The sequence below is a fragment of the Mesorhizobium sp. WSM4820 genome (genome assembly GCF_055811075.1).
In genome coordinates this window covers 626,758-650,197 of record NZ_JBVVQN010000001.1, presented here as the reverse complement: position 1 = coordinate 650,197, position 23,440 = coordinate 626,758, and the positions used below count along the sequence as shown (strand labels likewise).

The window sequence follows — 23,440 nt, the reverse complement described above, 5'->3', positions numbered from 1 at the left end:
TCTATGGCGGATCAAGGCTGGGCAATGAAAGGAGAGTTGGTGCTCTCCTGCAATTGCACGGTTTTTTGTCCTTGCGTGCTGTCTCTCGGCAGTCATCCGCCGACCGAGGGCTATTGCCAGACCTGGGCGGGGTTCCGCATCGATGCCGGCCATTTCGGCGAGGTCGAGCTGTCCGGCCTCAATCTTGGGCTGGTCATGGAAATCCCCGGCTATATGAGCCGCGGCAACTGGACCGCCGGACTGTTCATCGACAAGCGCGCCTCAGTCTACGCGGTAAAGGCGCTGACCAGGATTTTCACCGGCAAGGCTGGCGGGACCACCTCGCTGCTCTCCATCCTGGTCGGAAAGTTCCTCGGCGTCGAGCAGGCGCCGATCACCTATGAGACGCGCGACAGGACGCGGATCTTCCAGATCCCGAAGATCATCGATGGAGCGGTGACGCCGATTTCCGGCAAGGACCGCGACAAGGATACGGTGATCAGCAATTCGGAGTACTGGATCGCACCGGAAATCATCGTCGCCAGGTCCGACAAGAGCAAGATGCGGGCCTTCGGTCGCAACTGGAATTTTGCCGGTCGCTCGGCCGAAATCTGCAAGCTGGACTGGCGGGGCCCGTGAGCAAAAAAACAACGGCCAGAAAAATTACGGCCGGAAAAATCACGGCCAGGAAAATCGCCGACAAGATTCCGAGGCCGAAGAAGAAAGTCACATGGCCGCAGGCGCGCGCATTTTCGGTCCATCTGCTGACCGCATCGGGCTCGTTCCTGGCGTTCCTGTCGCTGGTTGCGGCGAGCGAGCAGCGCTGGACGGCGATGTTCTGGTGGCTGGGGCTGGCGCTGTTCGTCGACGGCATCGACGGGCCGATCGCCAGGAAGCTCGAGGTCAAGGAAATCCTGCCGACGTGGTCGGGCGAACTCCTCGACAACATCATCGATTACGTCACCTATGTGCTGATACCGGCCTTCGCGCTTTACCAGCGCGGCTTCATGGGTGAGGGCCTGTCGTTCCTGTCGGCGGCGATCATCGTCGTGTCGAGCGCGATCTACTATGCCGACACCGGGATGAAGACCAAGGAAAATTTCTTCAAGGGGTTTCCCGTGGTCTGGAACATGGTGGTGTTCACGCTGTTCGTCATCGAGCCGGGACAATGGGTTTCCTTCGCCGTGGTCGTGGTGGCCGGCATCCTGACCTTTGTGCCGATCAATTTCATCCACCCGGTGCGGGTGGCGCGGCTACGGCCGATCAACCTTGGCATGACGCTGCTATGGTGCGCTTTCGGAGCGCTGGCGCTGGCGCAGGCAGCTCTTGCCGCCTTCTACGACCAGATCGGCGTCCTGGGCGAGCAGGTGAGTGTCTTCACCAAGATAGGCATCACGGTCACCGGACTTTACCTCGCATGTATCGGCGGTATCATGCAGCTCTTTCCAACGCTCGGCGCCAAGAAAACCTGATCCCATAGAGTCTGGTCCCAAGAGAGCCTCATCAATGTCCAAAGCAATACGCATCCACGCCCATGGCGGTCCGGAGGTCCTGACCTATGAGGACGCCGATCCGGGCCAACCCGGCTCGGGGCAAATCCTGGTCAGGCACACGGCGATCGGCCTCAATTTCATCGACGTCTATCATCGCTCCGGCCTTTACCCGCCGCCAGGCGGTTTCCCGCTGATACCCGGCAGCGAGGCGGCCGGGGTGGTCGTGGAAGTGGGCGCGGATATCGACTGGCTGAAGCCGGGCGATCGCATCGCCTACGCCGTGACGACTGGCGCCTATGCCGAGCAGCGCGTGATCGCGGCCGATCGCGTCGTCAAGGTGCCGGACGGTATCAGCGACGAACAGGCGGCCGCCATGATGCTGAAAGGGATGACGGCGGAATATCTGCTGCGCCGTACCTTCAAGGTGAAGGCGGGCGACACGATCCTGTTTCACGCGGCGGCCGGCGGTGTCGGGCTGATCCTCGGCCAATGGGCCAAGCATCTTGGCGCAACCGTGATCGGCACCGCCAGCTCCGCCGACAAGATCGAGCTCGCCAGGGCGCATGGCTTCGACCACGTCATCAACTACCGCGAGCAGGACTTCGTCGCCGGCGTCCTCGCCATCACCGGCGGCAAGAAGTGCGACGTCGTCTATGATTCGGTCGGCAACGACACCTTTCCGGCCTCGCTCGACTGCCTGAAGCCGCTCGGCATGTTCGCCAGCTTCGGTCAATCGTCGGGACCGGTCCCGCCGTTCAGCATGTCATTGCTGGCGCAGAAAGGTTCGCTGTTTGCAACCCGTCCGACGCTGTTCGTCTACAACGCCAGGCGCGAAGACCTGGAGGCGTCCGCCGCCGCGCTGTTCGAAATCGTGCTCAGCGGCGCGGTCAAGATCAAGATCAATCAGCGTTACGCGCTCCAGGATGCCGGCAGGGCGCATTCCGACCTCGAAGGCCGCAGGACGACCGGGACAACCATTCTTGTCCCCTGAGCCTTGCCATCGCTTTGAGCGATGTGCGTCCACTTGGACGCACAAAAGCACGCTCTGACATTTTGAATCCACGCATCGTGCTTTCCGAAAATCGATTTCGATTTTCGGGCCGATGCGTTAGGTTTCCGCTGAAATTCTTGAAGCTCTTTCAAGATGGGTGCCGCTTTGCGACGACAGCAGGCCGCGCATACCATGCCTGCGGGAACACAGAACATATCTGGCAAACCAGATGGGAGGCACTGTGAGTGCAAATCAGGACGACGCCAACCTGCTTGAGGTTCGTGGCCTTACCAAGACGTTCGGCACACTGACAGCGTGCGACGATATCGATCTCACCGTCGCAAAAGGCGAAATCCATGCGTTGCTCGGCGAGAACGGCGCCGGCAAGTCGACGCTCGTCAAAATGCTGTTCGGAACGCTGGAGCCCAATTCGGGCGAGATTTTCTGGAACGGCCAGGCGGTCACGATCACCAATCCCGGCTTTGCGAAGAAGCTTGGCATCGGCATGGTGTTCCAGCATTTTTCGCTGTTCGAGGCACTGACTGCGGCCGAGAACATCGCGCTGTCGCTGGACGACGGTTCGCCGATCAGCACGATTGCCGCGAAGGCGAGGGCGCTTTCCTATAGCTACGGCCTGCCGCTCGATCCGCAATCGCTGGTCGGCGACCTCTCGGTCGGTGAGCGCCAGCGTATCGAGATCATCCGCTGTCTGCTGCAGACGCCGCAACTCATCATCCTCGACGAGCCGACCTCGGTGCTGACGCCGCAGGAAGCCGACAAGCTGTTCGAGACGCTCGAACGGCTGCGCTCGGAAGGAAAGTCCATCCTCTACATTTCGCACCGGCTGGAAGAGGTCAAGCGTATCTGCGACCGCGCCACCGTGCTGCGCCACGGCAAGGTGGTTGGCCATTGCAATCCGCGCAAGGAAACCGCGGCATCGCTGGCCCGCATGATGGTCGGCAACGACGTGCAGGCCGTCGTGCGCGCGCCGGCCCAGGGTATCGAGACCGCGCAGCCGCTGCTTGAAATCCGCGCGCTCAGCCGCAAGCCGGCAACGCCGTTCTCGATCCCGCTCAGAAACATCAACCTGACCGTACGCGCCGGCGAAGTGATCGGAATTGCAGGCGTCGCCGGCAACGGCCAGGGCGAGTTCTTCGAATCCGTTTCCGGCGAGGTGCCGCAGCAGGATGCCGCCTCGGTACGCATCCGCGGCAAGGACGCCGGCGGCCTCAGCATCACCGGCAGGCGGCTGATGGGCGCTGCCTTCGTGCCGGAAGAGCGGCTCGGCCACGGTGCAGCACCGCGCATGAAGCTTTCGGAAAACCTGCTGCTGTCGCGCCATGCCACGGACGGCAAGGTGTTTGTCGGCGCCGGCGGAATGGTCAAAAGCGATGCGATCTATGCCGCTGCCCAACGCATCATCAAGGCGATGGATGTGCGCAAGAGCGCTGCGGACCCGGAGGCGGCAGCGCTTTCAGGCGGCAATCTGCAGAAATTCATCGTCGGCCGCGAACTCGACCGCAGGCCAAGCGTCATGGTCGTCAATCAGCCGACGTGGGGCGTCGACGCCGGTGCGGCCGCCCATATCAGGCAGACGCTGATCGAATTGGCGCGCAGCGGCTCGGCAGTGCTGGTCATCAGCCAGGATCTCGACGAATTGTTCGAGATATCCGACGCGATCGCGGTGATGCACAATGGCGAATTGTCGAAGCCTTTGCCGATCGCCGAGGCCACGTTCGAAAAGATCGGACTGCTAATGGGCGGGGCCGAGCCGGGCCACGCCGAACACGCTCTGGAGACGTCATGATGCGCCTCGAACTCGTCAAACGGCCGCAGCGCTCGATGCTGTTCTCGGCGCTGTCGCCCTTCATTGCATTCGTGCTGACGATCATTGCCGGCGCCATCCTGTTCGCGCTGCTTGGCGTCAATCCCTTGAAGGCGTTCCAGATCTACTTCCTCGAGCCTGTCAGTCAGGTCTGGCAGCTGCATGAGCTGGCGATCAAGGCGGCACCGCTCATCCTGATCGGGGTCGGCCTGTCGGTTTGCTACAGAGCCAACATCTGGAACATCGGCGCGGAAGGCCAGTTCATCCTGGGCGGCATCGTCGGCTCGAGCATTCCGGTGCTGTTTCCGCAGTTTGAAGGGCCGCTTGTGCTGCCGCTGATGCTGCTGTTCGGCATGGCCGGCGGTGCCGCCTACGCCGCCATTCCCGCCTTGCTCAAGGCGCGCTTCAACACCAACGAGATCCTGACCAGCCTGATGCTGGTCTATGTCGCGCAGCTGTTCCTCGACTGGCTGGTGCGCGGACCGTGGCGCGATCCGAAGGGTTTCAACTTCCCGCAGACGATACAGTTCAACGACTCAGCCATTCTCCCGGAACTGATGCCGGCCTCCGGCCGTGCCAATTGGGGTTTCGTGTTCGCGCTGGTCGCGGCGGTGCTGGTCTGGATCCTGATGAGCCGCATGCTGAAAGGCTTTGAGGTCCGCGTCCTCGGCGCAAGCCCCAGGGCAGGGCGCTTCGCCGGCTTCGGCATCAAGCGGATGGTGTTCTTCGCCTTCATGCTGTCGGGGGCGCTTGCCGGACTTGCCGGCATCTCGGAAGTCTCCGGCGCCATCGGCCAGCTGCAGCCGGTGATTTCGCCCGGCTACGGCTTTGCCGCCATCATCGTGGCGTTCCTCGGCCGGCTCAATCCATTAGGCATTGTCGCGGCGGGCCTGGTGCTGGCGCTGACCTATCTTGGCGGCGAGGCGGTGCAAAGCGCGCTCGGCATCTCCGACAAGGTGGCGCGCGTGTTCCAGGGCATGCTCCTGTTCTTCGTGCTCGGCTGCGACACGCTCATTCACTACCGCATTCGTCTGATCGGCCTGGCTGCGCCGACGCTTGAAGCCGCGCCGAAGCTGGAGGAGGCCCGCTGATGGACATCACCGTCAACATTCTTTTGACCATCGCAACCGCGGCGACGCCTTTGCTGATCGCGGCGATTGGCGAGCTGGTGGTCGAACGTTCCGGGGTGCTCAATCTCGGCGTCGAAGGCATGATGATCATGGGGGCGGTCGGCGGTTTCGGCGCCGGCTATCTCACCGGATCGCCATGGATCGGGTTGTTGGCGGCGATCGCCCTGGGTGCGGTGTTTTCACTGCTGTTCGCCGTCATGACGTTGTCGCTGGCCACCAACCAGGTGGCGACCGGCCTGTCGCTGACACTGCTCGGCCTGGGGCTTTCCGGCATGATGGGCACCAGCTTTGTCGGCCAGCCCGGCGCGAGGCTGCCAAACCTCGACATTCCCGGCCTGACGGCGATGCCCGTCATCGGCAGGTTGTTGTTCGGCCAGGACCCGATCTTCTACATCTCGATTGCATTGACCGCCGCCGTCATGTGGTTCCTGTTCAAGACCCGCACCGGGCTGACGCTGCGCTCGATCGGCGACAGCCACACATCGGCCCATGCGCTTGGCATCGAGGTGATCCGCTACCGCTACCTGGCGGTGATCTTCGGCGGCGCCTGTGCGGGCCTTGCCGGAGGGCACCTGTCGCTGGTCTATACGCCGCAATGGGTGGAGAACATGACCGCCGGACGCGGCTGGATCGCGCTGGCGCTGGTCGTGTTCGCATCATGGCGGCCATGGCGGGTGCTGGCGGGCGCCTATATCTTCGGCGCGGTCTGGATCGGCCAGCTTCATGCACAGGCTTTTGGCATTCCGGTTCCCTCGCAGCTGCTTTCTTCGTTGCCCTATCTGGCAACCATCGTGGTTCTCGTTCTAATCTCGCGCAACAAGCGTTTGACGATGATGAACACACCGGCTTCCTTGGGGCAGCCATTCGTTCCGGATCGCTGACGATAAAAAGACAAACGGGAAGCTCCAAGGCTTAACTCAGAGAGGTAACACGATGAAAAAACTGCTTATTGCGCTGATGACCGCGGCGGCGGCATTGTCGCTGGCGGCGACCGCCGAAGCGCAGGAAAAGCTGAAAGCCTGCTGGGTCTATACCGGCCCGATCGGTGATTTCGGCTATTCGTACCAGCATGACCAGGGCCGCCTGGACGTGGAGAAGGCGCTCGGCGACAAGGTCGAGACCGCTTATCTGGAGAACGTCTCCGAGGGTCCCGATGCCGATCGTGCCTTCGAGCGCCTGGCGCGCGAAGGATGCAAGATCATTTTCGGTACGTCCTTCGGCTTCATGGACCCCGAAGTGAAGGTCGCCAAGAAATTCCCCGACGTGATGTTCGAACACGCGACCGGCTACAAGACATCAGAAAATCTCGGCATCTACAACGCACGCTTCTACGAAGGCCGCTACATCCTCGGCCAGATCGCCGCCAAGCAATCGAAGTCGGGCGTCGCCGGCTACATCGTTTCGTTCCCGATTCCCGAAGTGGTGATGGGTATCAATTCCTTCATGCTCGGCGCCCAGTCGATCAAGCCGGATTTCAAGGCGAAGATCGTCTGGATCAATTCATGGTTCGATCCGGGCAAGGAAGCCGATGCCGCCAAGGCTCTGTTCGACCAGGGCGCCGACATCATCGTCCAGCACACCGACTCGACCGCTGCCCTGCAAGTCGCCGAAGAGCGCGGACTGCAGGGCTTCGGCCAGTCTTCGGACATGATCAAGTTCGCCCCCAAGGCCCAGTTGACCTCGATCGTCGACGATTGGGGCCCGTACTATATCGGCCGGGTGAAGGCCGCGCTCGACGGCACATGGAAACCCGGCAATGTCTGGCTGGGCATCAAGGACGGCGCCGTTAAAATGGCCCCTTACACCAACATGCCCGACGACGTGAAGGCGATGGCGGAAGCCACCGAGAAGAAGATCGTCGAAGGATGGAACCCGTTCACCGGGCCGATCGCCAAGCAGGACGGCACGCCGTGGCTGAAGGAAGGCGAAGTCGCCGACGACCCGACGCTGCTCGGCATGAACTTCTACGTCAAGGGCGTGGACGACAAGCTGCCGCAGTAAGCGCAAGCTGGGCCAAAATCTTGACAGGAAGGGCGCCGTGCGGCGCCCTTTCGTTTAGCAAGAGCCCGAAATCGGGATCGATTTCCGGAAGGGCCATGCGCAAAATCAGGTGTTATGCGGCGTCCTTTGCCGCCCGAAAGGACGCGGCGCCGTAGTGCGAGATGCGATCAGACCGCCGAGCCGTAAAGATCGTAAGCGTCGGCACGGTCGATCTTGACGGTGACGACATCGCCGGCGCGCAACGGACGCCGCGACTGGATATGCACGGAGCCGTCGATTTCGGGTGCGTCGTATTTGGTGCGGCCCTTCGCCGAGGTGCCATGCGCCTCGTCGATCAGCACTGGCAGACGCTTGCCGACCTTCCTGGCGAGTTGCGTCGCCGAGATCTTCTGCTGGCGCTGCATGAAACGGTGCCAGCGCGCCTCCTTGATTTCCTGCGGAACCTGTTCGAGGCCGAGGTCGTTGGAGCGGGCGCCCCTGACCGGCTCGTATTTGAAGCAGCCGGCGCGGTCGATCCTGGCTTCGTCCAGCCAGTCGAGCAGCATCTCGAAATCGTCGTCCGTCTCGCCGGGGAAGCCGACGATGAAGGTGGAGCGGATCGCCAGATCCGGACAGATTTCGCGCCAGCCGCGAATGCGGTCGAGCGTCTTTTCGCCGTGGGCGGGCCGGCGCATGTTCTTCAGCACTCGCGGCGAGGCGTGCTGGAACGGGATGTCCAAATAGGGAAGGATCTTTCCTTCGGCCATCAGCGGGATGACATCGGCGACATGCGGGTAGGGGTAGACATAGTGCATGCGTACCCAGACGCCGAGCTTGCCGAGTTCCTCCGACAGATCGAGGAATTTGGCCCGCACTTCGCGATCGCCGAACATGCTGGTCTGGTATTTGATGTCGATGCCGTAGGCGCTGGTGTCCTGCGAGATGACCAGGATTTCCTTGACGCCGGCCTTGGCCAGTTTCTCGGCCTCGCGCAGCACGTCGGCCGCCGGCCGCGAGACGAGATCGCCGCGCAGCGCCGGGATGATGCAGAAGGTGCAGCGGTTGTTGCAGCCCTCCGAAATCTTGAGATAGGCATAGTGGCGCGGCGTGAGCTTGACGCCTTGCGGCGGCAAAAGGTCGACATAGGGATCGTGGCTCGGCGGCGCGGCCTCATGCACCGCAGCCATCACGCTCTCGTAGGCCTGCGGACCGGTGATGGCGAGAACGTTGGGATGTTTTTCGCGGATGACGTCCGGTTCGGCGCCGAGACAGCCGGTGACGATGACCCTGCCGTTCTCCGAAAGGGCGGAGCCGATGGCATTGAGCGATTCATCGCGAGCCGAATCGAGAAAGCCGCAGGTGTTGACGACGACCAGATCGGCGCCGTCATGCTTGCGCGCGATCTCATAGCCCTCGGCGCGCAGGCGCGTGATGATGCGCTCCGAGTCCACGAGGGCTTTGGGGCATCCAAGGCTGACGAAACTGACGCGAGGGGCGGACATTTGCGGTTTCCAATGGACGCGGGCCGGAAACCCTTAGGCCCGGCCCGGAAGTCTCGATGCGTGTTGATCTTTTGAACTTTCGCAGAAGCTCAATTTGCACGGCGCAATAGCATAGTTCCTCAATCAGGCAAACCGACGAATGGCTTGGCGCCTCGGGCGGACCTGCACTGCTAAGACCGGCACTGCTCAGGTTTCAATGACCGCCCGGCCCGAACCAGGGCGCCAGGAACGCGAACTGTTCGGGCCACTGCTGCACAGCACCATCCAGAAGCATCTTCACGGCGACGTAGAAAATGATCACCAGGCCGATATAGGCGATCCAGCGGTACTTATGCAGGAGGCGAGCGACAAACGAGGCGGCGAAACCCATCAGCGCAATCGACAGCGCCAAGCCGATGATCAGGACCGTCGGATGGTCCATCGCCGCGCCGGCGACTGCAAGGACGTTGTCGAGAGACATCGAAACGTCGGCAATGACGATCTGCAAGGCTGCCTGAGCGAAGGTCTTGCGGGGCCCCTTGCCGCCAATCGTCCCGCTTTTGTCGTAATCGACATTCGACAACGCTTCCGTTGCGTCATGTTCCTGCTCGTAGCTGACACGCAACTCGCGCCACATCTTCCAGCACACCCAAAGCAGCAGCAGGCCGCCGGCTATGAGGAGAATGGGGCCGATGGTGAGGAGCCACTGGGTGATCAGAGCGAAGAAGATGCGAAGCACGGTGGCCGCCGCAATGCCGACGAGAATCGCCTTCTTGCGCTGATCCGACGGCAGGCCCGCCGCAGCAAGGCCGATGACGATGGCATTGTCGCCGGCAAGCACAAGGTCGATGGCAATGACCTGGAGCAGGGCCGCGAGGCCGGCGGCGGTAAAAATTTCCATCAGCTGGAATTTCCTTGCTTGGTCGCCAATCGTTCGTGCCCGGACGCCCTAACGTGTATGGTTCCCGTGCGTCAAGGCTCCATGGCGATAAAGACGGCAAACTGCCTATCGCGGGCGACATCGCCAGCAGCCGGTGAAAGCTGCCAATCGAACGACGCCCCGGTCGTCAGGACGCATTGCACCACAGACGCCAGCTCACAGTGCAGGCCTCAAACGAGGGATTGAAGCACAGAGGAGGGTTGAAGCGCACCGCCACCGCAATAGATTTCGGGGACCGAAGAGTACGATGCCTGAAGTGTTCCTCACAGGAGAGGCTCGTGATGTCTGACGACAACACACCCGTCCTTTCCGGGGCACCAATCCTTTCCGGGGCAATCGGGGAATACCGCGAGTTCGATCCTGCGGCCGCACTCGAAGGGCATTTCCAGTGTGCCTGGTCCAATTCATTGCGAGCGGACGCGGCATTGCGACCGGACGCGGCGAGCCTGTCGGCCGTCGTCCCCGACGGCTGCGTCGACATCACCTGGATCGACGGCGATCTGGTCGTGGCAGGCCCCGACGTGGCGGTTGCCCTCTCTGCGCTGACACCTGGCTCTACGGTGATCGGCGCCCGCTTCCGACCGGGTGCGGCAAGCCGGTGGCTCGGCCTGCCGATGTCGGAAATCGTCGGCGGCCGGGTGGCGCTCATCCACTTCTGGGGAGCGCTGGCGCGCGAAATCGCCGAAAAAATTGGCGAGGCGCCCTCGACGATAGAGGGGATGCGGGCGATGCAAGCGGCACTGTGCAGGCTTGCGCCGGATGTCGAGCCGCCGCCTGCGGACATGGGATTTGCCTTCAACGCGCTGAAAACCGAATCCGCCGGTCCGGGCATGGCGGTGATCCTCGACCGGCTCGACGTCAGCCCGCGAACGCTTCGCCGCCGCTGCCAGGAGGCTTTCGGCTATGGCCCGAAGACGCTCGACCGCATTCTCCGCTTCCAGCGGTTCCTATACCTGGCGCGGCAGTCCGCCGAGCCGCGCCTGGCCGATCTTGCGTTCGAGGCGGGTTATTCCGACCAGGCGCATCTGACGCGCGAGGTGCGGCGCCTGTCGGGCTTCTCGCCGGCGACGGTTCTGCGGCAGCTCGGCGCCTGAGCTGGCCGTTTCGTTCAATACGCCACCGCCAACTCCGCCTAGTCTGCCTTCGTTGAAAGGAGGCAGATATGACGATCTACAAATCCCGCATCATCACCGTGTCCATCGACCGGGACTGGCGCGAAGTCTATGACTTCGCCTCCATCCCTGAGAATTTCCAGCGCTGGGCGGCAGGCCTCGGCAGGCGCTTCGAAAGATCGGGCGAGGAATGGACCGCGGAGGACCCCGACGGCCGGCCCATCCGCATCCGCTTCTCCCGGCCGAACGAATACGGCGTCCTCGATCACATCGTCTTTGCCGATGACAAGGAAACCCGCAATGGGTGCGCGTGGTTCCTAATGGGACCGGCGCGGAGGTCATGTTCGTGCTGTTGAGGACGCCGGACATGACGCAGGAGATATTCGCTGCCGACGCCGAGGCCGTGCAGCGCGACCTCAACACCATGAAGGCAATGTTCGAACGCTGAGCATCCGCGAAAGGAGAAGATCATGGCCAAATCCAGCAACGACAAGCGCATCGATTATGTCGAGTTTTCCGTCGGCGACATCGCGCGCTCGCGCGACTTCTATGGAAAGGCCTTCGGCTGGTCCTTCAAGGACTACGGGCCGAGCTATTGCGAGTTCAACGACGGCCGCCTGACCGGCGGCTTCGCTCTGGGCGGCCAGGGCAAGGCGGCAGGCGGGCCGCTGGTGATCCTTTATGCTGACAAGCTCGACGAGACCCAGCGCCATGTCGAGGAAGCCGGCGGAAAGATCGTCAAGCCCGCCTATTCCTTCCCGGGCGGCCGCCGCTTCCACTTCTCCGATCCCGACGGCTACGAGCTGGCGGTGTGGTCGGATAAGTGAAGAGGTGAGGGGGCGCCGAGCCGAGCCCGGCGCCTCTTCGCATGGTGTGGGGCCGAATGGTTTAGGCGAGCCCATCGGACTTAATGCCGCTCTTGGCGTCAGCCGCGGAGATTGAACACTGGCCGGGCGGGCCACGATCCGATTGCGCGGCTGGTGGACTGCGCTGAACCCCTTTGGAGATGCCTGCCACTGCTGTTGTAACAAATCATTTTCGCATCGTATAAGGCTGGCCCGAGGACCATCGCATACCGCACGGCGCATGACGGAACCGACACGAACGACAATACGGCAACGGCTGCATGCTTTTCTGATTGCAGGCCTGGGCGGGCTGGCCGCATCGGCAATCTCGTTTTCAATGACGCTCTACGAAGCTGCCCACCCGCCAAGGACGCCGGTTGTGCAGGCGGGCCAGCAAATCGATGCCGGTCGCTGGTTTGTGACCTTGCGAACGGCACGTGTCGGAACCGTGCCGCCGACAGGCGTTCCCCCATCGCTGCCCGTGCAGCTCGTGATGGTGGATATGGATGTGGTGAACCGTTCCGCCACTCCCAACAACGTGCTCCATCGCGTCGTCACGCTCAGCGCGCCGGCGCAAAAGCTGCCGATGCCAACGGTTTATCTCGAGCGTGACAAGTACCTGGCGGGATATTTCAATCCCAACATGCCGGAACGCCTGACCATGGCCTGGGAGTGGCCGGCCGGTGTGCCCGTGCCCGACAAGGTGACGATCACCGTCACCGGCCAGATCTACAAGTTGCGCGACAATGTATACGGTGCAAGCGGGTGGTTCGAACGTGATCCTGTTGCGACGGTCGATCTGCCGGTGGAGAAGGCGCCATGATACGCATGGTGCGTTCGGCGCTGGCGCTGCTGTTGGCTGCCGCCGTGCTCTACGGCATGCAGCATACGCGTCCGCTGTACAGCGACATTACATCGCCGATAGTCGCTTCGGGCGGCATGAACAAGCGTGTGGAGGCCCGCGCCTTCGCGCTTTCGCTGGACAGCGCCAGGGTGGCGCGTGTTCTCAACGTCGAGACCTTCGGCAAGTCAAAGACCTACACGAGCTCCGGCGTATGGGTTGTGGTCGAATGCGAGGCCGAAGCGAAATTCAAGTCCCTGGGTCTCACATCGGGCGAGTGGCTGAGCCGCAGCGGCATCCGTTATGTCCTGACCGACCGCTTGTGGGCGACGATCGAAATGATGCCGGGCGATGTCTACCAGCCCGGGCTGCCACGCCGGGTCCTTCTGGTGTTCGAAGTGCCGGAGGATGCTGTCGCCGGCGGGACCGTCGTGATCGCACCTACAAAATTGCTGCCGCTCGACGACGAGATCCGCATCGCCACGACTATTTCCGGCAAGGACATCGAGCCGGCGATCACCTTACGCCGCAACGAAGAAAGGCCGCCATGGACAGTTCTCCCGCAAAGGTGAGGTCAACGCGGCGAGGCTACTGGCTGAGCATGATGGCGCTGGTGGTCGCACTGCCTGCCGCGTTGGCCGTGCAGACGTGGGGAAGCATCAAGGACTGGCGCTCTCAACATCTGCGCCAGCCGCTATCTGCGAGCCTGGGACAGCCGATCGACTATGCCGGCGCCAGCTGGACCGTGACACGCTTCACCAGACTGGCAGGCAGCGCGGGAAGCGCCGTCGTGCTTGCCGAATTCGAAGCTCTCGCTGCCGACCCGAAAGCGCTCGGCTCGGTACCTTGCGAGGTGCGGCTTTCCGATGGGAGCGGTCGCGAATGGCGGCCAACCCTGTTTGCCGATCCGGTGGTCAGGAAGCAGTATCCGGAGGCCGAGCAACGGTCCCAGTGCGGCGGCATGGCATTCGCGGCGACGGAGCCCGGCAAACCGGCACGGATGGCTGCCAGTTTTTCGATCCCACCTGCGGCGAGCGGCCTCAGGCTGTCGATCGCCCTCTACTCGGCGCTGCCGAGTTATCTCAGCGTCGGCGAGCCGCGGACCTGACGCCATTGTCTGCGCCAGCCATGGCGACCGCGGTCTCGAGCACGGCTGCAAGCAGCGCGACCCGGATCGCGTCGAGCAGGATTCCGCCGTCGAGTTCGCTTGGGCTGCCGATGAACAGGCTGATGGCATCGGCGAAGATCTGCCAGGTCGCGAGATCGTGCGCTCCGATCAGCCTCGTCAGTCCATACCATGTCCAGGCGCCGGCCCAGGAGATGGCCTGATAGGCAATGACGAAGGTGACAAGCGTGGCCAGGCCGGCACTGAGCGTCAGCTTGACGCAGGTCCAGACCGGCGAATAGCGGCTGCGGTAACCGCCAACGAAGTGAGACGCGAAATCCTTCAGCCACTTCTGCCAGGAGGTCGCTTGGGATGGCGCAGGACCGGAAGCGGCCGGCGCGGAAAGCTCATAGCCGTTGATGATCGCTGCCATCACCAGCCAGACAATCGGCAGCAACGCGAAAAAGAACAGATTCTGAAGCTGCTCGCCGAAGGGAAGCGGCCGGAACTCCACGGGAACGAACTGGCCGGCCGCGGCCGCCTGACTTATCGGCGCAAGCAAATCGAGGCTGAGTTGTTGCAAAGCGGCGCCTGCGCCAAGCCAGCGGATGAACTGGTCCTTCCATACGCCGAGCGCATAAAGGCCGATGAAGACCCAGGTTGCGTCCGTCGCCACGATCAGCAGCCGCCAGTAGGGGTGAGACGCGCGCGCATCCAGTCGCTTGGCGGCAAAACGCACCAGCCAGCATATGACGATCGACAGTGCCACGCCGCTTGACTGAAGAATGGCGAAGATGTCGACGCTCTTGCCGAACTCGGCCTGGGCGAGCGCCATGCGCGAATATTCGCGAACCGTATCGCCAAGAAAACCCCAGGCGGCGTAATAGGCGAAGAAAGGCAGGATCGCAGCGGCGGTAATCGCCAGGACCGGCTCCCGTTTCGTTTCGTCCACTGTCTTTTTGGCTTTTTGCCTCAGTGCCGCCACCGCCGGCATATGCGGCCGGAGCACCACGAACATCATGACCAGCACCGTCAGCTTGGCGAGGACCACCAGCGACAGCATGACCATTCCGCCCAGCGGGAATTGCAGGCCGATCGTCACGGCGCCCTGAAGCAGCAGACCACGAGCGATCATGCCCAGGCAGCCGACAAGCAATAGCTGCGGCCAGCACTGGACAAGCAACCGCGCGGTTAATGCAAGCGGCCGAAAAATGTCCTCAATTGCCGTGGTCAAATTCAAACCACCTGGAGTTGAATACGATCGGAGGCCCTTGCAGGCGATGGGAGCTGCGGTTCAACCATGGCGTTCGGCCTCCGTCAAATAAGTTCATGGCGCAGCCATGCTCGGCCAAGTTGTTTCCGGGCGATCGGGGATCCTATCATCTTACAAATCAATTCATCAATTCGCCAAAACCCTTTGGAATCACAGGGAAGTCGAACCTGGCTCTTAACCGCATAAGCAGCGTTGAGTTATTGCCATGCCCCATGCGCAGTCAATAGCTTGTGCTTTTCGAAGATCGCCAGTTTCTGCGGATAAGTGATCCGCACCTTGGCGTTGCACCCGTCGCATCTGAAGTGGGCGATCGTTTTCAGCGCAGAGCCCTTCCTTACCGCCGGATGCGAGCAATCCGGACAAGCGAATGTGAGGGCAACATCAGACAGGTCTTCGGCCAAACCCATTTCCATCTCCTTCGCAAGCGCTGTGGCTACACTCTGGCGAGACTCAAAAAGCAATTACGATGCCAATCCGGCTGTGCCAAAGCGGGACAAGAACGATTCGTCAGGGAAAGCCGCCAAGCTAGCGCGCCTGTTCTGCGCCCTTTGGACGACGAAGCGACCTGACCTCCTCCAGCAGTTCGCGCTCACTGGTCGTAATGTTTCGGAAGATTGCGACAATCATCACCGCCAAGGCTTCGGCATCCCGGCTCAAAGGGTCGATGTGTTCATCTGCACAAACCTGATCATACACGCGTTCACAAATAGCCAGATCGTGAGGGCTGAGGCGGGTGCGATTGAAACGCCGGTGCGGCATTGCGAACCTTCGAGGCTCGCTGCCTGTGCAAAGAAGCGGGCCTTCACAACAAACGCGAGTCGTCGAGTGGTCGTTCCCGGCTACAAGCTTTTGTTACGCCGACCAACGGCAGGATCCGCGTCTCGGCTCCTTGCGATTACGCCAAAGTGGCCTTCGTGGGATGACGTATAAATTCGTCTGTGGTCGTCATTTGACGACTGTTCAAAGCGGTATCCGTTGAGCATTCTCAGCGCCAAGCGCGGGGGCGGAGATGTTTTTCAAACAGAATCCACAGAATCCAATGGATCATCTAACAGACGATCCCATTATCCGCTGCGATATCGCAGATCGGGTATTAAAGGCCGCCGAGAGCGATGGGAATCTCCCGATTGCGTGGCGCGTGTACAGATCGCCGCAAGTCGCAGAAAAAACCCGTCAAACCGGCGCGTCTGCTGGTCCAATGCACGTTGTGCAAAAGCATGCTCTCGGGCCTGACACGAGGGTGCGCAGCCGAGCGGCCGGCGCCGCTTGGGGGGCGTGGGGTAAGAACGCTTGACGGCGCCGGCCAGGCGGATTGGGGGGTCCGCCACCGCTGGATAGTATCGATCTTGGCAAATCAAGTAATTCCGTTATCGCGGAATGTCAGGAGCCGGTCGACAACGCTCAGTCCTTTGCATCGTCATTGTCCTGCACTGAGCCGTCGTTTTCATCTGCCGGGCCTTCATACCCGGCCAACTGCCGATCGGCCACTTCTTTGGCGAGGCCTACCAAGGCGTCGACCTCTTGCATCTGGTCCACATGACCGCCATTGGCGACGTGTTTCCGGATCCTCTTCAGTTGATCAGAGGTTCGTCGCAACGTTTGCGCGATTGACAGCTTCTTGGCCACGCCTCGCATCTCCTGCATCCCAACCAACCATCCAGACGAGCAAGCGTTCCGGCGCGAAACCGTTTGCGGCAAAAAAGTCGATACTCCATCGACCGGCTCGATACAGCCCTCGCAACTGCGACAGGCCGTCGTGGCATCAAAGGTGCGCCGCAATGGGTCAACACGTCTGGCACCGCAATTGCGTGGGCATCAATGGGGGGCGAGTGGGGGGCCTCCGCCGCTTCGCAAATGGAGCGGCGGGGTTTTTTTGCGTTTTCAGCCATTATCCTTCATTGGCAAATGCTCAATGACGCAGCACCTCGCCAAAGATGATGCCTCTGATGTGCCTGTTGGTTCTAATCCTGGAAGTCCGCGCCTTCCATTGAGCAAGTTCGAGTGGCCCGACAGCTCTATTGGGGGACTATCAGCAGGCCGCCGGGCCAAGACCGCCAGCGTGCTTAAGAGGAGGCGCTGTGCTGGCTGAGCAAAACCTGCGCTCAAGCCAACGCAATAGCATCATTCGAACGAACACTTTCGTCCATCCAGATCTCGATGTTTTTGATGCCGGCTTCGCCGCCGGGCAGGTGAGGGGCGGGCGCCTTGAGCTTTTTAGTCGCCTGCGATGCCAAGGCCCGCTTTCCTTAGCGAGCCGAGGAAAAACTCGACATCTTGCGAACGGGCCAACCGCGCCGAAACCACCTGGCGCATGTTGTTCACCAAATCAGGTTGATTTTGGTTCAGCCAAGCGACCTCGCGATCAGCCGCGATTTTGTATCCTCCCTCGCCGAAAACAGCAGCGGCAAGCAGATGATAGATCGGATTCGACGGAAATGGCGATTTGTTGATCCACATGGCTGCCTGCGTATAATCCCCGCTGAAATACGAGCAAAGAGCCAGATCCACGTCATAGTAGCCTGACCCCGGGTTCTTCTGATGCGCCTCCGCTATCAACTGGCATCCGTCATGCCAATTTCCAGAAACCGCCAGGCGCTCTCCATACTCGCCCATAAACTCGGTGTCGTTCGGGTTGATGGTCAAAGTCTGCTTGCCCACTTTCAATGCGGCATCGATCTCCTTGTGGAAATAGAGCGCAACCATTTCGGCCTGGCGTCCCCGGATGTTGACAGGATCAAGCCCCACAGATCGCCGTGCCGCCGCCAAGGCGCGATCGAGCGCAGCGGCGGACTCCTCGGGGTCGGCTGAAAACTCGAATCGGTAGTCATCTATGTAGATTAGCGAGAGAAGACCCCAGGCGGTGGCGTAGGTCGGAAAGCGATCCACTGCCTTCTCAAGGCACCCGCGCACCGATGACCGGCTTTCTGCATCGACACCGACCCGATATGCGTAGAAAGAAAGCGTGCAAGAGTAGGCGGCCCAATCGTCGGGCGGATTGACGACGTGGAGATTGGCGTCGGCCTGGAAGATGACGCCATATGCCTGGGCCAGGCTCGATGACACATTACGCGCGATGTCCGTCTGGACTTCCACAAGCTGCGCCACTTTCAGCCCGCCATCATAGCTTTCTGCCCACAGAACCGAGTTGTCCGCCCGGTTGAGCAGCCGGACCCGAAGCCGGAAGGCATCGGTCGACAGGTTCACGCTTCCGGCCAGGACAAATCTTGCCGGCGAGATCGATGGATCCTCCCCCTTTGCGGCCGACTCCACGACCACGATATCCTTGAACTTGGAAAGCTGGCTGACGACTTCCTGCCTCAATCCGCTCGCAATCGCCCTGGAGGCTTCCGTTCCTGAAAGGTCGTCAAACGTCTCGACCAGCAGTCGCGGGATCTCAGGCGAAGTCGGGCGAACATCGCTCCTCGCCAATCCCAATGCCAGAACAGCCAATGCCGCGACGATTGCCGCAAGAGCCACCGTCAGCCATGATGCCTTCATCCATCGAGCAGGGGGCGAGACTTTCTCTGCTCGGTCGACAGGCAAGTCCGGCTCTATGGTCTCGAGGGGCGATCGCACCGAGAACGTTGGAACGTAACCGCCTTTCGGGATCGTGATGAGAATAGGATCGTCGTGTCCGGCAGTCAGGTAGTATCGTTCGAGCCCGCGCCGGAGGTGGCCAGCCTCGATCCGGACAATCGGATCCGTCTGCGGGTCGAAGGACATGTCACGGCCGAACACTTCGACCGCGATCGAATAGGCCTTGATACGATCACCGCGACCCGCCAGCGTCTCCTCCACGACATGGCTGAGGAAGCGGCGCTCGCGACCGGTTGCATCGAAGTCCGCGCTGTTGAGGATCAGGGCAAGCTGGGCACGACATTCCTCTGGGGCGAGCCCATGCTCCCTCCCTATGGCTGGTTCCGCCCGGATCACCTTGGTTCCCTCACCTGACGTTCTGGGGGTGACCACTCCCAGTTATATTTCTTTTTTCGCCGGTTACCCTCGCTGCGCAATTTATAACCGCGAGCCTGTTCTTGCAATACTCCCAGTAGTCTGAACGGATAACGCTGGGACGACGGCGACGGTTCGCGCAATGCACCGGCGGATGACAACGGATCAAAGAGTTAGGCGGCCTCGCCGGCAGCGCAATTTGAATTTGCGATTTTAGGCTTGGTGCCGACCGCTATGGATGTTCAGAAATTACCCTGTCGCCCACGTAACTTACATTCCGCAGCCGCCTCCCTGCGATAGGCTACGATGGTTTCGGAAAAACACGAATTTGCGCCATGAGGATGGACGACGAACCGGCTGATAGACAAAGAGCGGTCTCGGCGGCGGTTCGTCGGTTCCCGCAATTTGAATTGGCGATCCATCGGCTGTTGGGCCGAAGTGAGGGCTTTCAGGATATGTGCGAGGAACTTGCAGAAGCGGAGCTGGCACTCTTGAGGATCGACAAGGTCCCGCCGGCATTGCGCGAGTCCAGACGAGCCGAATGGCAGGAACTGGTGGATCGGTTGGTTGGGGAGGTCGGAGCCGTGCTGCGCGCGGATGCCGCCCGGAAACCGCACGTCATTCCTTGGCCGCCACGCCAGAATTAAGCGGAGGCTGGCTTGGAATTTCTGTCTGGCAATCGACCTCGACAAATTATAGCAGCCGTGCTCCCGGCCCTGCTTGTCGTCACGGTAAGCCCCGATAGCGGACCCGACGGGCTCGATTGCGCACGGGACTGCTGTTCCCGAAGTAGGCCCGGCACTGTTCGTCCGTGACAGCAACAAAATGAACCGCTGTCGACATGAGAGACGATCGGAAACCGATATCCATTAGCTGAGCGGCGCGAATAGATATATGTTGTCGCTGCGGGCGCGATCGCATCGGACATGAAGTAAAAGACGGAATTAGAGGGGACTTCGATATGGGAACCATCCGAGCTCTCGTGTTGGCTTCGGCGGGAACAGCGGCAGCGTTGTTTGCGGTGCCGGCGATCGCTGCTGACGCTGCGACGCAACTTCCTGAAGCCGCGCCCGTGCCTGCTGAAGCCGTGCCGGCCTGGACCTTCACCGCAGAACCCTATTTCTGGATGGCAGGCATGAAGGGCAGGGTCGGCGTCAGGGGCCTGTCGCCGGTAGATATCGACGTCGATTTCGGCCAGATCTTTGACCACATCGATTGGTCTCCCCCGCCGGTCATGCTTGCCGGTGAGGCGCGCAATGGCCGCTACGCACTGTTCACCGACTTCATCTACCTGGGACTCGAGGCCGATGGCACATCGCCCGGCCCGTTGGCTCTTTTCTCGGCCGAAGCGAACATGGACACGGTGGTGTGGACCTTCGGCGGCTCCTATCGGGTCTTCGACATCGGCACCGCGACCCTGGACGTTCTGGCCGGCGGGCGGCTCTGGCACCTCGATGCTGATCTGACCGTTACTGGCCCTCTCGCCGTAAGGGAGGCCAGCGGCAGCAAGACCTGGGTCGACCCCATTATTGGCGTGGCCGGCGACGTTGCTCTCGGCAACGGATTCGGACTCCATGGCGAGGCGGATGTCGGTGGCTTCGGCCTTGGCGCCGACCTCGATTGGCAAGTGCAGGGCACGCTTCAATACCGGTACAGTGATTGGGTCACGCTGGAAGCGGGCTATCGCTACCTTGCGGTAGACTACGACGACGACCGATTTGTGTTTGACATAGCAATGCAGGGACCAATCATCGGCGCCAGGTTCCGGTTCTGATTATATCTGAGCCTGGGACGGCTTCGAACGGGAGAAGAGTTTGGGGAACTGTTTCGTGAGCCCGTCCAAAGTCAGACGTATCAGCAACGTCTTGTTGGCATCGGCGTTGGTTGGCCTGCTGTGGGGGTGCGCGTCCCGTCCGACGAATGTGCTGCTGCCCGTGGCCGATACCTCGCCGTCCTCCAGCAAGGTGGAAATGCTGGTCGCAACGACACGCAGTCGTTCCTCCAATCCGGCACAAATGTATACGGGCGAGCGCGGACTGGCCCCCTCGTTCGCCGAAATTACGGTTTCGATCCCTCCGCCATCCGTCCGCAAGGTTGGAGAGGTTGCATGGCCCAAGAAGCTGCCATCAAACCCGGCGACTGATTTCGCCGTCGTACAGGCCCAGGAATTGACGCTCGAGACAGCGAAGGGGTGGCTTAGCGCCTCGGTCAGGAAGAGCCCGGATCACAGTGTCCTCGTCTTTATTCACGGATTCAACAATCGCTTTGAAGACGCGGTTTATCGTTTTGCGCAGATCGCAAAGGACACGGACACGCAAAGCGTCCCGATCCTGGTCACCTGGCCCTCCCGAGGCAGTGCGCTGGCGTATGGCTACGATCGTGAAAGCACCAACTACACGCGAAATGCGCTTGAACTGCTGTTCCAATACCTTGCACGCGATCCCCAGATAAAGGAAGTTTCGATCCTCGCCCATTCGATGGGCAACTGGCTTGCGCTGGAAGGCTTGCGCCAGATGGCCATCCGCAATGGCGGCCTTCCGAAGAAGTTCAAGAACGTCATGCTGGCCGCGCCAGACGTCGACGTCGATGTGTTTCGCACTCAGATTGCCGACATGGGCAAACAGCACCCGCAGTTCACCCTCTTTGTCTCGCAGGACGATCGCGCGCTCAAAGTTTCGCGACGCGTCTGGGGCGATATCCCCCGGCTCGGATCGATTGATCCGGAACAAGCTCCATACAGGGAAGATCTCGCCAGCAACAACATAACCGTCATCGATCTGACGAAAGTCAAATCCGGCGATCCTTTGCATCACGGTAAGTTCGCCTCGTCACCGCAGGTCGTGCAACTGATCGGGGCGCGTATGGCCGGCGGCCAGACGTTGACCGACAACAGGATAGGCCTGGGCGACACGATCATTCACGCAACGACCGGTGTGGCGGCAGCGGCGGGCAGCGCGGCAGGGTTGGTGATTGCCGCACCCGTTGCAGCGGTCGATCAAAACAGCAGAGAAAATTTGGGCAATCACATCGGCGCCTTGACGGGTTCCCAGGCCAGCCAGAAATCGGGTGCTGGCAAGAAATGCGTTGGTTCCGCCACAAAAGATTGCAAGAGGTAGCCCCTCGGTTGGCCTGCGCGGAGTAATTTCGAGGTTTGTCTCCGGCCCTAAGTGGCTCGGCAAAACTGTGCTACGAACCGCTCGAATTGCACAGTGTCACTGATCGTATCGAAATCTTCTCCACGGTCCCTTTGGTGCCGGATGTTTTGATGAATTCGCCGGAGCGAGAGCATCGTCGTGCGACGTGATCGGCTCGCAATCGATGCTCACCGTAATTTTGGCACGACTCCTCACACGCTCAGCAGCGGCTTTGTTGTTGCCCTGTTACGTGCTTGCCCACGTAAATTACATTCCGCCCCGGATCTTGGGGGCCTACCATCCATGCAGGAGCGAAAGAAGTAGTCTTCGAAGTATCACACTCGAATGGCTCTGATGCGAGATGCTGTCGTCTTGGACCGAACCATGTATGCGACAGCAGGGGGCGCAGGAAAGCGTATGATATTGCTCAGGGAGCCTCTGCTGCATTTTGCTGTCATCGGTGCGATCCTGTTTGGCGGCTATTCCTGGCTCAACGACAGGCGTATCGAAGCCACAGCCGCCGAGCCGATCCGGATCGGTGAAGGCGACGTGCGCTGGCTCAAGCAGACCTGGTCGAGCCAATGGCTGCGTGAGCCAACCGCCGATGAGCTCAAGGGTCTTGTCGACGATCTGCTGAGTGAGAAAGTGATGGCGCGCGAAGCGCAGGAGATGGGCCTTGAGCAGGACGACACCATAATCCGCCGCCGCCTGGCGCAAAAGCTGAAATTCCTTGTCGAGGACACGGCCCAGCTTGCCGAGCCGGCCGAAGCGGAACTGCGGCAGTTCCATGCCGCCAACTCTGCACAATTCGAGACGCCCGGAAAACTCTCGTTCAGGCAGGTCTACTTCAACCCGGAGCATCGCAAGGATGCCGCGGCGCACGCGACCGCCGCGCTGGGTGCGCTGTCAGCGAATACAGAGGACGGTTCGACCGCGGGTGACCGGCTGCTGTTCGGCGACAGCTTCGCCGATATCGACGAGTTGGCGCTGTCCGGGATGTTCGGTGCCGATTTTGCGCGCGCGGTGTTTGCACTCGAAGCCGGCGGATGGCAGGGGCCGATGAAATCCGGCTACGGCTTTCATCTGGTGCTCGTCACGCAGCGTACAGCGACGGCGCTGAAGCCCTTCGAGACGGTCAGGGATGCGGTCCTTTCTGAGTGGCGCTCTGCGAAGCAGACCGAGTTGAGCCGCGATTACCTGATCGCGCTGCGCAACAAGTATGCCGTCGAGTTGGACGGCACCACGAAAGCGGTATTGGGGCCCGAGCCCGCACCGAAAGTGGCCACGCAATGAACCCGCCGACCAAATGGCCTGCACTCGTCCGACGTGCCCGCGCCGCGACGCAGTGCGTTCGGCTGGT

The 23,440-nt window shown here is 61.2% G+C and carries 27 protein-coding genes; 18 read left to right on the top strand and 9 right to left on the bottom strand.

Translation table 11 applies throughout. From position 1 onward, the window contains the following. Positions 1-3: 3 nt before the first annotated feature. The 7 genes from AC0L2R_RS03300 to AC0L2R_RS03270 all read left to right on the top strand — a co-directional run bounded on the left by AC0L2R_RS03300 (position 4) and on the right by AC0L2R_RS03270 (position 7,419). Entirely contained in the window at positions 4-618 is a 615-nt protein-coding gene (locus AC0L2R_RS03300) for a DUF1326 domain-containing protein (RefSeq protein ID WP_023801840.1), read from the top strand. Then, positions 615-1,451 carry a phosphatidylcholine synthase gene (gene pcsA, locus AC0L2R_RS03295; protein ID WP_023801839.1) on the top strand — a complete coding sequence of 279 codons (837 nt, stop codon included), beginning with the start codon at positions 615-617 and terminating at the stop codon, positions 1,449-1,451. Before AC0L2R_RS03300 ends, pcsA begins: the two co-directional genes overlap by 4 nt. Before the next feature lie 34 nt (positions 1,452-1,485). Continuing rightward, positions 1,486-2,463, top strand: coding sequence for a quinone oxidoreductase family protein (locus tag AC0L2R_RS03290; RefSeq protein ID WP_473507709.1), 978 nt, complete (start codon positions 1,486-1,488; stop codon positions 2,461-2,463). A 229-nt stretch (positions 2,464-2,692) separates the two neighbouring features. Further along, positions 2,693-4,270: an ABC transporter ATP-binding protein gene (locus tag AC0L2R_RS03285; protein ID WP_473493206.1), complete on the top strand. Its 1,578-nt coding sequence runs from the start codon at positions 2,693-2,695 to the stop codon at positions 4,268-4,270. Continuing rightward, a complete protein-coding gene (locus tag AC0L2R_RS03280) occupies positions 4,267-5,379 on the top strand; it encodes an ABC transporter permease (protein ID WP_473507708.1) in 1,113 nt (370 codons plus the stop codon). Before AC0L2R_RS03285 ends, AC0L2R_RS03280 begins: the two co-directional genes overlap by 4 nt. Next, on the top strand, positions 5,379-6,299 hold the full coding sequence (locus tag AC0L2R_RS03275) for an ABC transporter permease (protein WP_027151731.1): 921 nt from the start codon (positions 5,379-5,381) through the stop codon (positions 6,297-6,299). The genes AC0L2R_RS03280 and AC0L2R_RS03275 overlap by 1 nt, the downstream gene beginning before the upstream one ends. A gap of 52 nt (positions 6,300-6,351) precedes the next feature. Further along, positions 6,352-7,419: a BMP family ABC transporter substrate-binding protein gene (locus AC0L2R_RS03270; protein WP_023801834.1), complete on the top strand. Its 1,068-nt coding sequence runs from the start codon at positions 6,352-6,354 to the stop codon at positions 7,417-7,419. 167 nt (positions 7,420-7,586) lie between these two features. On the opposite strand, the gene rimO is transcribed toward AC0L2R_RS03270, so the two are convergent. Both rimO and AC0L2R_RS03260 read right to left on the bottom strand, forming a co-directional pair. Next, positions 7,587-8,900 carry a 30S ribosomal protein S12 methylthiotransferase RimO gene (gene rimO / locus AC0L2R_RS03265; protein WP_287248779.1) on the bottom strand — a complete coding sequence of 438 codons (1,314 nt, stop codon included), beginning with the start codon at positions 8,898-8,900 and terminating at the stop codon, positions 7,587-7,589. A 193-nt stretch (positions 8,901-9,093) separates the two neighbouring features. Continuing rightward, positions 9,094-9,780: a TerC family protein gene (locus AC0L2R_RS03260; RefSeq protein WP_473507707.1), complete on the bottom strand. Its 687-nt coding sequence runs from the start codon at positions 9,778-9,780 to the stop codon at positions 9,094-9,096. A 320-nt stretch (positions 9,781-10,100) separates the two neighbouring features. Here AC0L2R_RS03260 and AC0L2R_RS03255 point away from each other — a divergent pair, with 320 nt between their 5' ends. From AC0L2R_RS03255 to AC0L2R_RS03230, 6 genes are all read left to right on the top strand, one after another. Next, entirely contained in the window at positions 10,101-10,913 is an 813-nt protein-coding gene (locus tag AC0L2R_RS03255) for a helix-turn-helix domain-containing protein (protein WP_473507706.1), read from the top strand. A gap of 68 nt (positions 10,914-10,981) precedes the next feature. Beyond that, complete coding sequence (locus AC0L2R_RS03250) at positions 10,982-11,287, top strand: hypothetical protein (RefSeq protein WP_473507705.1); 306 nt, start codon at positions 10,982-10,984, stop codon at positions 11,285-11,287. Positions 11,288-11,401: 114 nt separating this feature from the next. Then, positions 11,402-11,758, top strand: a complete 357-nt coding sequence (locus tag AC0L2R_RS03245; RefSeq protein ID WP_023801829.1) for a VOC family protein — start codon at positions 11,402-11,404, stop codon at positions 11,756-11,758. A 259-nt stretch (positions 11,759-12,017) separates the two neighbouring features. Next, entirely contained in the window at positions 12,018-12,599 is a 582-nt protein-coding gene (locus AC0L2R_RS03240; protein WP_473507704.1) for a hypothetical protein, read from the top strand. Beyond that, positions 12,596-13,189, top strand: coding sequence for a hypothetical protein (locus AC0L2R_RS03235; protein WP_473507703.1), 594 nt, complete (start codon positions 12,596-12,598; stop codon positions 13,187-13,189). The genes AC0L2R_RS03240 and AC0L2R_RS03235 overlap by 4 nt, the downstream gene beginning before the upstream one ends. Next, positions 13,165-13,725 (top strand): hypothetical protein, encoded by a 561-nt coding sequence (locus AC0L2R_RS03230; protein WP_473507702.1) that lies wholly within the window; start codon positions 13,165-13,167, stop codon positions 13,723-13,725. Before AC0L2R_RS03235 ends, AC0L2R_RS03230 begins: the two co-directional genes overlap by 25 nt. On the opposite strand, the gene AC0L2R_RS03225 is transcribed toward AC0L2R_RS03230, so the two are convergent. From AC0L2R_RS03225 to AC0L2R_RS03200, 6 genes are all read right to left on the bottom strand, one after another. Next, positions 13,700-14,857: a hypothetical protein gene (locus AC0L2R_RS03225; RefSeq protein ID WP_473507701.1), complete on the bottom strand. Its 1,158-nt coding sequence runs from the start codon at positions 14,855-14,857 to the stop codon at positions 13,700-13,702. The genes AC0L2R_RS03230 and AC0L2R_RS03225 overlap by 26 nt on opposite strands. Before the next feature lie 335 nt (positions 14,858-15,192). After that, positions 15,193-15,402 (bottom strand): hypothetical protein, encoded by a 210-nt coding sequence (locus tag AC0L2R_RS03220; RefSeq protein WP_023801824.1) that lies wholly within the window; start codon positions 15,400-15,402, stop codon positions 15,193-15,195. A 118-nt stretch (positions 15,403-15,520) separates the two neighbouring features. Continuing rightward, entirely contained in the window at positions 15,521-15,754 is a 234-nt protein-coding gene (locus AC0L2R_RS03215; RefSeq protein WP_027151722.1) for a hypothetical protein, read from the bottom strand. A 642-nt stretch (positions 15,755-16,396) separates the two neighbouring features. Then, positions 16,397-16,621, bottom strand: coding sequence for a hypothetical protein (locus AC0L2R_RS03210; RefSeq protein ID WP_473507700.1), 225 nt, complete (start codon positions 16,619-16,621; stop codon positions 16,397-16,399). A 476-nt stretch (positions 16,622-17,097) separates the two neighbouring features. Continuing rightward, positions 17,098-17,229, bottom strand: a complete 132-nt coding sequence (locus tag AC0L2R_RS03205) for a hypothetical protein (RefSeq protein ID WP_473507699.1) — start codon at positions 17,227-17,229, stop codon at positions 17,098-17,100. Next, positions 17,210-18,316, bottom strand: a complete 1,107-nt coding sequence (locus AC0L2R_RS03200) for a hypothetical protein (protein ID WP_473507698.1) — start codon at positions 18,314-18,316, stop codon at positions 17,210-17,212. The genes AC0L2R_RS03205 and AC0L2R_RS03200 overlap by 20 nt, the downstream gene beginning before the upstream one ends. Before the next feature lie 309 nt (positions 18,317-18,625). Between AC0L2R_RS03200 and AC0L2R_RS03195 the strand changes: the two genes are divergently transcribed. The 4 genes from AC0L2R_RS03195 to AC0L2R_RS03180 all read left to right on the top strand — a co-directional run bounded on the left by AC0L2R_RS03195 (position 18,626) and on the right by AC0L2R_RS03180 (position 22,062). Further along, complete coding sequence (locus AC0L2R_RS03195; protein ID WP_473507697.1) at positions 18,626-18,946, top strand: hypothetical protein; 321 nt, start codon at positions 18,626-18,628, stop codon at positions 18,944-18,946. Positions 18,947-19,287: 341 nt separating this feature from the next. Beyond that, positions 19,288-19,593, top strand: a complete 306-nt coding sequence (locus tag AC0L2R_RS03190) for a hypothetical protein (RefSeq protein ID WP_292548255.1) — start codon at positions 19,288-19,290, stop codon at positions 19,591-19,593. 314 nt (positions 19,594-19,907) lie between these two features. Beyond that, positions 19,908-20,720 carry a porin family protein gene (locus tag AC0L2R_RS03185; RefSeq protein WP_473507696.1) on the top strand — a complete coding sequence of 271 codons (813 nt, stop codon included), beginning with the start codon at positions 19,908-19,910 and terminating at the stop codon, positions 20,718-20,720. Between the two features lie 79 nt (positions 20,721-20,799). Beyond that, on the top strand, positions 20,800-22,062 hold the full coding sequence (locus tag AC0L2R_RS03180) for an alpha/beta hydrolase (RefSeq protein ID WP_473507742.1): 1,263 nt from the start codon (positions 20,800-20,802) through the stop codon (positions 22,060-22,062). Between the two features lie 70 nt (positions 22,063-22,132). On the opposite strand, the gene AC0L2R_RS03175 is transcribed toward AC0L2R_RS03180, so the two are convergent. Continuing rightward, positions 22,133-22,261: a mechanosensitive ion channel domain-containing protein gene (locus tag AC0L2R_RS03175; RefSeq protein ID WP_473507695.1), complete on the bottom strand. Its 129-nt coding sequence runs from the start codon at positions 22,259-22,261 to the stop codon at positions 22,133-22,135. A gap of 236 nt (positions 22,262-22,497) precedes the next feature. Here AC0L2R_RS03175 and AC0L2R_RS03170 point away from each other — a divergent pair, with 236 nt between their 5' ends. Next, a complete protein-coding gene (locus AC0L2R_RS03170) occupies positions 22,498-23,373 on the top strand; it encodes a peptidyl-prolyl cis-trans isomerase (RefSeq protein WP_473507694.1) in 876 nt (291 codons plus the stop codon). Positions 23,374-23,440: the final 67 nt, after the last annotated feature.